This is a genomic window from Chitinimonas sp., from assembly GCF_041904975.1.
In the GTDB taxonomy this organism is placed as follows: Bacteria; Pseudomonadota; Gammaproteobacteria; order Burkholderiales; family Chitinimonadaceae; genus Chitinimonas.
Genome location: NZ_JAYRLZ010000162.1, coordinates 1 through 9,643 on the forward strand (window position 1 = coordinate 1; position 9,643 = coordinate 9,643).

General features: G+C 60.0%; 9 protein-coding genes. 4 read left to right on the forward strand and 5 right to left on the reverse strand.

Annotated features, from left to right (window positions below):
* Positions 1–57: 57 nt before the first annotated feature.
* Together ACE3OH_RS14585 and folB are read right to left on the reverse strand one after the other, a co-directional pair.
* Positions 58–513, reverse strand: a complete 456-nt coding sequence (locus ACE3OH_RS14585; protein WP_374354295.1) for a type IV pilin protein — start codon at positions 511–513, stop codon at positions 58–60.
* A 222-nt stretch (positions 514–735) separates the two neighbouring features.
* Positions 736–1,095 (reverse strand): dihydroneopterin aldolase, encoded by a 360-nt coding sequence (gene folB / locus ACE3OH_RS14590; RefSeq protein WP_374354298.1) that lies wholly within the window; start codon positions 1,093–1,095, stop codon positions 736–738.
* A gap of 95 nt (positions 1,096–1,190) precedes the next feature.
* On the opposite strand from folB, the gene plsY reads away from it, so the two are divergent.
* Positions 1,191–1,802 (forward strand): glycerol-3-phosphate 1-O-acyltransferase PlsY, encoded by a 612-nt coding sequence (gene plsY / locus ACE3OH_RS14595; RefSeq protein WP_374354301.1) that lies wholly within the window; start codon positions 1,191–1,193, stop codon positions 1,800–1,802.
* 35 nt (positions 1,803–1,837) lie between these two features.
* Here the strand turns inward: plsY and ACE3OH_RS14600 are convergent, their stop codons facing one another.
* Positions 1,838–2,587 carry a LytR/AlgR family response regulator transcription factor gene (locus tag ACE3OH_RS14600; protein ID WP_374354305.1) on the reverse strand — a complete coding sequence of 250 codons (750 nt, stop codon included), beginning with the start codon at positions 2,585–2,587 and terminating at the stop codon, positions 1,838–1,840.
* Positions 2,584–3,813 carry a sensor histidine kinase gene (locus tag ACE3OH_RS14605; RefSeq protein ID WP_374354310.1) on the reverse strand — a complete coding sequence of 410 codons (1,230 nt, stop codon included), beginning with the start codon at positions 3,811–3,813 and terminating at the stop codon, positions 2,584–2,586. The genes ACE3OH_RS14600 and ACE3OH_RS14605 overlap by 4 nt, the downstream gene beginning before the upstream one ends.
* A gap of 279 nt (positions 3,814–4,092) precedes the next feature.
* Here ACE3OH_RS14605 and ACE3OH_RS14610 point away from each other — a divergent pair, with 279 nt between their 5' ends.
* The 3 genes from ACE3OH_RS14610 (at position 4,093) to ACE3OH_RS14620 (ending at position 7,603) form a co-directional block, all read left to right on the forward strand.
* Entirely contained in the window at positions 4,093–5,643 is a 1,551-nt protein-coding gene (locus ACE3OH_RS14610) for a DUF4034 domain-containing protein (protein ID WP_374354313.1), read from the forward strand.
* Positions 5,644–5,903: 260 nt separating this feature from the next.
* Positions 5,904–6,962, forward strand: a complete 1,059-nt coding sequence (locus ACE3OH_RS14615) for a transporter (RefSeq protein ID WP_374354316.1) — start codon at positions 5,904–5,906, stop codon at positions 6,960–6,962.
* A 23-nt stretch (positions 6,963–6,985) separates the two neighbouring features.
* Positions 6,986–7,603 (forward strand): chalcone isomerase family protein, encoded by a 618-nt coding sequence (locus ACE3OH_RS14620; protein WP_374354318.1) that lies wholly within the window; start codon positions 6,986–6,988, stop codon positions 7,601–7,603.
* 97 nt (positions 7,604–7,700) lie between these two features.
* Here ACE3OH_RS14620 and ACE3OH_RS14625 read toward each other — a convergent pair whose 3' ends face one another.
* The gene (locus ACE3OH_RS14625) at positions 7,701–9,536 is read right to left on the reverse strand and encodes a S8 family peptidase (RefSeq protein ID WP_374354321.1); all 1,836 of its coding nucleotides are present in this window, start codon (positions 9,534–9,536) and stop codon (positions 7,701–7,703) included.
* Positions 9,537–9,643 lie beyond the last annotated feature (107 nt).

Genomic DNA, 9,643 nt, shown 5'->3' on the forward strand with positions numbered 1-9,643 from the left:
CTACCCTGGTCTCAACCAGGGTAAACCCCGTTTCTTGTCCCGAACCAGCGTAGCGATTTAACATACCGTACTACCTTTGGATGAAACCCAGCAATTAAGTGGCACTGCCGAGTTACCTACAAACGCGGTGGTTCTTTTCAGATCTGCCTCATTAATGGTGAATTGATAAGAATCCGCCGGCCCCATCCCGCCGTTCCCTACTGACTTTGCCGTGATAGTAAATTTTTGCGGATCAGCGGCATCAATTTTACACGTATAAGAAAAATACTTAATTCCCGTAGTGGGAATTACCGAAGCGTCGCAATCAGTATTGACAGCCCCATAATTTCCGCGCCGATCCACATACAATTGCTCCATCTTGATACGGATATCCGACAACTGGGTAAACGCCTCAGTCACTTTGCCACGCAGGACATAAGCGCCGTACTGGTCGAGCGCGATCTTGGCCAAAATGCCGATGACCGCAATCACGATCATCAACTCGATCAGGGTGAAGCCTTTGGTGCGGCGCATGGTGATCTCCGATTTATGCACTGGTCATTATCCACAGCAGGCAGCCTGCGTCCATTTGGTACCGATAAGTGGGGGTATCGGCCGGGACGAACGGCAGGCGGGCCCGCCTCCAACATCATGGTAGAAATTGTCGCCGGTTTAGGTAGCTGGCAACAAGCCGCCTGGACATCTGTACGATTTGAGCGAGCTGCCGGGGCGCCCGTACGGCCCGCCAGCAGCGATTCAGGCGCCGCGATTGCCGCGCTCGACGGTGACGCCGACCCGGCCTACCTCGTGCAGGATGCCAAGCTTGGTGACCGATACCCGTATCCACGGTGTGCCGAAGGCACCCATTACATCCTGGGCGATATGCTCAGCCAAGCGCTCCAGCAGCAAAAAGTGCTGTTCCGCCAGTACGGTGCGCAGGCGATTGACTACTTCGGCGTAATCAATGGTGTCGGTCAATTCGTCAGTCTGGCAGGCGCGGGCGCTGGGTATGCCCAGCTCCAGGTCTACCTCGACCACTTGCGGCGCCACCCGCTCCCAGTCGTATACGCCTATCAGGGTGCGTGCCTTCACGCCGTGCAGATAAATGATGTCCATGTCCAGTTAGCCGGGCGGTCGGGCAATTGCCGGTATCGCCGCAAGCGGCATCGCGCTTAGAATTCGAGGCTGACCATTGTAGTGGAATTCATTGCATGCCGCCCTTTGCCGCTCCGCTGCTGTTTGTTGCTGCTGCCTACCTGATCGGTTCGCTGTCGTTTGCGGTAATAGTCAGCCGCTTGTTAAGCATGGCCGACCCACGCAGCTATGGTTCGGGCAACCCTGGCGCCACCAATGTGTTGCGCTCCGGCCGCAAACTGGCGGCCTTGCTGACCTTAAGCGGCGATAGTCTCAAAGCAGTACTGGCGATCGCTGCGGCGCGCCAGGCCGGGTTGCCTGACGCCTGGTTGGCAGCAGTAGCGGTAGCAGTTACGGTCGGCCATATGTGGCCGGTGTTTTTTCGCTTTCACGGTGGCAAAGGGGTTGCGACGGCGGCCGGCGTGCTGCTCACCCTTGATTGGCGCCTGGGCCTGGGTACCCTGCTGGTCTGGTTGCTGATCGCCGCAAGCAGTCGCATATCATCGTTGGCCGCGCTGGTCGCCGCGCTTGCCGCGCCCTTGGCTTGCGCCACGCTGCTGCCGGGTCAGCCGGCGATTCTGGTTGCAGTACTTATAATCGCCGCTCTGCTGATTCAGCGGCACAAGCAAAATCTGCTTAACCTCATTCATGGCCGCGAGAGCCGCATCGGCGACAAGGCCAAGTCCTAGACTTGAATACGGCCTGCCTGCCATAGGCCCGAAACTCAATCGCGAAACAAATGGGTAAAGGCCCGGCTAACCAGCAGTTTTTCGGTCGAACCCTTGAGCAATACCTGCATGCGTTCCGCATCAATGCGCTCTGCCGCCGCGATGGCATGCACATTGACCAAGGTGCCACGGTGAATTTGCCAGAACACCTCAGGGTCCAGCCCGACCAGTAAGTCTTTCAAGGGAGTGCGCACCAGCGCTTCGGAGTCGGCCAGCACAACCCGGGTGTACTTGGTGTCGGACTGGAAAAACAGTACCTCATCCACATCGATCAATCTGATCTGCTTGCCCACTGTTGCCTTGATCCATTTCATGCGTGGCGGTTTCGCCTGCGGCACTGCTGCCTGCAGCTTGCCGAGGATGGCGGTCAGATCGAGCGGTGGCGCGGCAAGCCGGGCCACAATGCGCTCAATCGCTTTCTCCAGCCGCTCCGCTTGCAGCGGCTTGAGCAGATAGTCCACCGCACCGGCCTCGAATGCTTCAACAGCGTATTGATCGTAGGCGGTGACAAACACCACATGGGCTCGACCGGCGATGCGGGCGGCCACATCCAGACCGGACAGGCCAGGCATACGGATATCGAGAAACACCACCTGTGGTTCATGCTCAAGAAAACCATCCCAGGCATCGTTCCCGTTCTCGGCCACCACTACCACCCGGGCTTGCGGCCAGGCTTTGGCTAACTGGGCCAATAGCCGCTCGCGCATCAACGGCTCGTCCTCTGCAATCAAGATGGAGCAATTCATTCGACCTCCGTGCCTGGCATAGGGAAAAGTGGCAAGGACACGCTGGCCACGGTGCCGCCGGTGGGCTGCTGCGACAGGCTTAGGCTAGCTGCCCCGGCAAATGCCAGCTGCAGGCGCTCGCGCACATTGGCAAGACCAATGCCACTATGCCAGTCATCCGCCAAGCCCACGCCGCTATCGGCCACCTGCAGCAATAGGCACATCTCATCCTGTTTTGCCGAAACCACCATCTCGCCACCGCGAATGGCAGGCTCGATGCCATGCTTGATCGCATTTTCTACCAAGGTCAGTAACACCATGGATGGGACCAGATTGCCAGCCAGCTGCGCCGGCAGGTGCAATTCATAACGCAGCCGCGCCCCCAGGCGCACCTGCATCACTTTGAGATAAGCGTCCACGAGGCGAAAGTCCTCGGCCAGCGTCACCTGTTCGGCGCGCATCTGCGCCAGGCTTGCGCGCAGAAACTGGATCAAATCGCCCGTCAATGCCGCCGCGCGCGGTGCGCCATCCTCGGCCAAGTGCTGCACTGCCCCCAGCGTGTTGAACAAGAAATGCGGTTCGATCTGTGCTTGCAACAGCCTGAGTTGCGACTCGCTAAGCTGGCGCGCCAGCCGTTCGCGCTCGGCCTGTGCTTGCAAGCTGTCATTCAAAGCCGCCAGCTCGCGGTTACGCAGGGTTGAAATCATCGCGAGCAGCGCAGCATAGGCCGAGCCAAATACCACACCGATCGGCAAGACTTGTTGCAGCAGATGCCGGCCCAGTTCGAACAGGCTGCTACCGCCGCGCAAACCGGCGGCAGTAGAGCCTGCCGCCACGCCCAACAAGGCCAGTAGCGCCAATAGTGCGCTGACGCGCAGTTGGTTGGCAGCATGGCGCTGGTGAAAGACCCAGGCGGAAAAGGTCGCCAGCGCAACCGATATCAGGATCACATTGCCCAGCAACAAGGCACCGAGCCAGCTGAATGCGGCAGGCTTGAGCAAATGCAGGAGCAAGCCGAGCATGGAACCGGCAATCAGCAATCTGAACAGCAACACAAGGCCAGACCAGCCCTGGTGTCGGCGCAGCAAGCTGGCTATCTGTTGGCGCTCGATCAGGCTCAAGCTGGCGAACGCCGGCACGATGGCGCGCGCCAGCCAACCCGATTCCGTCGACTCTGCTTCGCCTTCCAGCCGCCCGATCAGCTCGCCAAGCCTGCGCTGGACTGCAACCACCACCCTGTGCAACATGCATGAATCCAAGTGAAGTTATTGGCAAGGCAAGTTCACCACGCCCTTGCATCGTGGCGGCGCCATTCACCGTCATCGCAACGGCAGCAATAAGCGCTTGCCTGCTCTCATTTCGATCATGCCGTATTGCGCGGCAAGGGGCCAGCTTGCTACCTGCGCGCCGGCGTCAATGCGCAGGGCAGCACATGGTAGCGGGCGGGAAAAGTGCACAGGCACTTACCATACTCGCCAGTCTGGCTTACGATGTCGGCCTTTATGGCCTGATGACCGTGTGGTTACATGACCTTTTCGCCGCCCGCCCTGCACGACACGCCCGCTTCGTGGTCAACACTTCGCGATAGCACGCGCGCCGCCCTGCGTGAGCAGCAATTCGAGCTACTCGAAAGTTTGCTGCGCCGACAGGCAGACAGGCTGGGCGAGGAACACGCGGCGGACTACCTGCAATTGGCCAGCCTTGAACAGTTGTTTGACCCGCAGTTACAGCAAGGCAAGGCAGAACGCCACGCCCGTTTGTATGCCTGGGTCCAGGCTATGCCGGACAGCTGCCATGCGCATCGGGCTCTGGGTAACCTTTGGCGCGAGGTTGCCTCGGCCATCAGCGTGTCGGCTGCCATGTCTGCAGACGCCGAGCGCTGGAGCGGTGCGCGCGAGGCCGAAGAAAAAGCCATGGCCTACTATCTGCGTGCGCTGGAACTGGACCCAAGACCCGCCCTGGCCATGCCGGAACTGACCCTGACCCGCCAAGCCATGCCAGATCAGGCTATCGAGCCGATCGACCAGGCCGACGACGGCGCCCATTACCAGCGCAAGCTTGATGAGGCCCATGCCGCCGCCGAGGTGGCCATGCAGCTGTACCAGACCGCCAGCCCGTTCTCTGCAGCCGAACAAAACCTGCTATTCGAATTGGCGCGCGACATATTGCATGACGACGCGACCGATCCACGCCTGTTGCTGCCGCTATTGCTGGCCGATGGCGAGCACGGCGAAGTGCGCTCATTGCTGTTTTCGCTGGTCGCGCATCAACATGGCTTGTGGGGCTGCCAGGGCGGCCCCAAGGTCGGTCTGTTCGAGCGCATCCTGGTAATGGTATGTGCCGCGCCCGACAAAGCCGCCGATATCGAGCGCTTTGTCCTGCAGCTCTGGCAGGCCGGGCTGCGCGATGCGGCGCTGTGGCTGGCACAGGAGTTTGCCGCGCACAATATCGCCGATGTGCAGGATGTGCTGGCCGATCTGTATCAAGGTCGTTACAGCCCGGCCGACGATGCGCTGATCGATCCGGAGCAGTCTCTGATGTGGCGGCAGCGCGCACTCGCCAATGGACTGGCGCGCGCACGCATGAAGCTGGTGCATCAGTATCATCTGGCAAATGGCTATGTGATCGAGGATCGCGTCCTGCTGGGCCAAGCCCGCGCCCTGCTGCAGCAATCCATTGCCGAGGATGACGAAGACGCGGTATTGCAACTGTTCCTGCTGATGATGGAAAACGGCAGCCCCACCGAAGCGCTATGGGCCCATGATGCGCTGGCGCCCAGCCTCCTGGAGTCACAAGAACCGATAGCCCGGCTGCATGTCGCCACCTATCTGGCAGATTTCTACAGCCGCGACGATGGCCCTTACTACCACCCACGCCTCGCCCATGCCTGGGCAAGACAGGCACTGAGAATCGAAGCAGACGGCTTTTTCAGCAATTATCTGCATGGCGTACTCAAGCGCACGCGCGGCGTCGGCTTGCGCAACTGGCTGCGCCGCCAGTTTGGGCTGGGTAACCGGCGACTACGCGCCGACCTGGCCAAGGGCTGCATCTACGCACCTGCCGGATTTTCCCGCTAGGCATCCCTGCCAGCACGCGCCACTCCGTATGGCAGGCTGCCTTTGCCTTGTCTCCACTAGCTGATCTATATACCGGTAACGCTTGCACGCTCCACCTCGGCACGTGTCGCGAGTAAGGGCGGCGCACATCAAGACGGTTTGCCGTCCGCGTCAGCTTTACACGGTATTAAGCCGGCATATCGGACAACTGATAGTAGAATCGCCGGTTTTTTCGCCGCCATGCCATCGGCATGGCCATCAGCACAAGGAAGGAATCGAGCATGCGCAAGCGCCTGCCTGCCGGTCTGTTACTCACCGCCGCCCTGCTGGCCCATGCCAGTGAAAACTACGATCTGCGCTATGCGCCGGGTATTGGCGGCGCCGATATGTCGGCGCCGTTCGAAGGTGGCTGGGTAATCCAGGCGCCGGCCTACCGCTATCACGGCACCATCGACCATCAAGCGCGCCAGATTCAGGATTTGAGCAGCCGTGGTCTGCCGGCCGGTGTCAATGCCGATATCCGCAGCGATAGCCGCATCACCATCGATGTCGCCGGCGTTCTGGGACGGGTCAGTTATATGAGCAACCACAAGGTTCTCGGCGCGCAACTGGGCGTTACTGCGCTATTGCCGGTACTCAGCAAGAAAACCGCTGTAAAGGTACTGGGAGTGAATAGCAGTATCAATGCGCCCGGACTCGACAGCTTGAACCAGGCGATCCGCGCTGGCGCTACCGTGTCGGCCAATCGCATTGCGGCGGCCAATTCCAATAGCCGCTTTGGCTTGGGCGATCTGGAAATCGCTCCCATGCTGCGTTGGGCCAGTGATAACAGCCAATGGCTGCTGGTACCGGCCATCATCCTGCCTACCGGCAGCTACGACGCCGACAAGGCTGCCAATCCTGGCAGTGGCAAGTTCTATACCTTCCGGCCACTGGTTCAATACAGCTATATCGGCGAGGGCTGGGACTTGGGTATACGCGGCTCATTGGCCATCAATTCCGAGAACAAGGACACGCATTTTCGTACCGGCAACTACCTGAATGCCGATTTCGCCCTGATGAAGTCGGTCAGCGATGCCTGGCGACTCGGCGTGGCCGGCTATCTGGTGGCGCAAACCACCGCCGACAGCCGCAGCCAGACATCGACTGACGAAGCCTTGCTGGCCCGCCAGGCGTTGACACTGGGCAGCAAGGGCCATGTTTACGGCCTGGGCCTGCAGTTTGCCTATCTGCAAGGCGGTGGCGACTACCTGATCGACGGCCGTATCGTGCGTGAATTCGGCGCCGAAGACCGTCCGCAAGGCACCACTGTCTTGCTCAATGCGTCGCTGCCGTTCTGAACGACCAAACCCGAGGTGTCGATATGAATATGATCAAGCTGTTTGCCAGCCTGCTGCTTGCCAGCCTGGTGGCCCTGCCGGTGCAAGCCGCCATTCAGATTGAAGGGGTCAGCTTCGAAGAGAGCCTTGACCTTGAAGGCAGCAAGTTGCAACTCAATGGCGTGGGCTGGCGCAAGCGCGGCTACAACAAAGTGGATGCCACGGGCCTGTATCTTCCACAAAAGGCCAGCACCCTCGATGAAGTGGAAAAGATGGCTGGGCCCAAGCGTATCCAGCTCATCATGCTGCAGGAAATCACCGGCTCGACTGCGTCGCGTTATTTCCTGTCGGACTTCGAAGTGGCCGCCAGCCAGGATGAATTTCACCAGCTGATCACCGAAACCTTCCAGATGGGCGCCATTTATAACTCGCTGTCCAAGCTGAAGAAGGGCGACGTCGTCAATATCGACATCATCCCGGGAAAAGGGCTGACCGCATCCATCAATGGCACACCCTTGCTGGTACCGGATACCAAGGCAAGGTATATCAATAGCGAGCTGATGGGGCGGATTTTCCTGCGCATGTATGTCGGCGGCCGCACCCCGACCGAATTGCGCCAGAATCTGCTCGGGCAATCGAAGAGCATGCGCGAGGCACGCTGACGCTCGCGGCGAATCAGCCGCTGGCAAATAAAAAGCGCCCCGACCGATACTGGCCGGGGCGCTTTGCATTGCATCAAGGCATTGCCGTGCTGCTGGCTTACCAGCTCAGCTTCAGGGTGTACTTGCCATTGGTGCTGCCGGTACCGCCGCTGTAACGCGACACCGCGACATAACGGGTATAGGTGCTGCTGCCGGTATTGGTGACCGATACCGAATCAACCTTGCCGGTACCATTGGTGCTGCTACCGATCTCCGATTGCACCGAGTTATACACATACACGTCGTAGTCCGAGCTGCTGTTCGGCGTAAGGGTAACCGACAGCGTCGCCCCTGCCGGGAGCTGCAGGCTGTAGTAGTCAACGTCAGTGCTAGAGCCGATGGTGCCATTGATGGTGGCTGCCTTAGCAATGACTTGAGACGACGAGAAACTGTCATTCGGCTCGACTTCAGCAATGGCCTTATCGCCACCAGGTGGCACATCGCCCTTCGCAGCCTTTACTGCAGCAAAGGCATCCAGCATGCCGGCGCCACAACCCGAACACGATGCCACAAATGGACGGGCCGAAGACTTCAACAGGCTGGCCACTTGGTCAGGCGTCAACGACGGTTTTGCAGCGATCATCAGGGCAGCAACCCCTGCTACGTGGGGCGTGGCCATCGAGGTGCCTTGATAGTAGGCATAGCTATCCGCACCAGGGGTGGTCTTGCCGGCATTCAAAGTAGAGAGGATGCCATTGGTATCGGTCGCACTATGCATCGAACCGCCTGGGCCTGCGAGAGCGACGATGCTGCCGTAGTTCGAGTAATAGGCGCGACCACCATCCGGGCCGTAAGCCGCAACCGTTACCACTCCCGAGCAATTTGCCGGATTAGAGGTGCTGGCATCGCTCGATTCGTTGCCTGCCGCCACTACCACCACTGTGCCATTCGCGCGAGCGGTATTGATGGCTGCCTGGGTAGTGTTGTCACACGCCCCTTCGCCACCCAGCGACATATTGATCACGCGCGCCGGCGTGGTATTGGCAGGCACACCTGCCACCGTACCGCCCGACGCCCAGATCATCGCATCGGCAATATCCGAGGTGTAGCCGCCGCAATGACCCAGCACACGTACCGGCAGGATTTTCGCGTTGTAAGCAATACCGGCAACACCCTTGGCGTTGTTGGTCAGTGCGGCGATGGTGCCGGCCACATGGGTGCCATGCCAGCTGGAGTCGGACGCCTCCGAGCCAGGGCCGGACTGCGCACACTCTTTGACGCCTTGCCAGTCGCCAGCATCAAGTGCATTGGCCTGGCGGCCTCCCGTCTTGCGGCTCACTGTGGCGTCGGAAATCATGTCGTAGCCGCCGCCCGCCACGATATTGGCGGCCAGATCGGCGTGTGGACGGTAGCCGGTATCAAGCACGGCGACGGTGACACCGCTACCGGTCGACAAGTCCCAAGCGGCTGGGGCATTGATGCCGGCGACACCGTTTTGCAGGTCCCATTGCGACGACCAGCTGCTGTCATTCGGCGCTGCCGCCATCGGGTGCATCATCCGGTCCGGTTCGGCGAACTCCACATTCGGGTCGCCATTGGCGATCTGAGCTGCAATGGCACGCACGGTTTCGACCGATTGACGCTTGTCCAGCTTGATCACCTGGGCGCCGGACGAATTGGTGCGCTTGACCACGGCATTGAGGCCGAAGCGGCTGATTACGCTTTGCACTTGGGCCAAGCGCTGGGCTTGTACCGTGGCAACAGCAGTCGCCGCACTGGCACCCTGCATCTGTGCGGCAGTAACACCGCTATTGCGATACTTCACGATCATCTGGTCGGTATCGAAAGACTTGGCTACACCGGGCTGGGCAGCGAGACTGCCTGCTGCAGCCAGAACCAGACCCAGCAAGGCCGCAGCGCGGCCGGCAACGGGCCGATTGAAACGACGATTCATTGCTACTTCTCCTTTGTACTGCTGCATCGCGACAGGGCTCCTCTATCGCTGGGACAAACCGCTGCCAAGGTCCACCACACGGGGAACCAGGTCAGAGAGCCAGGCTT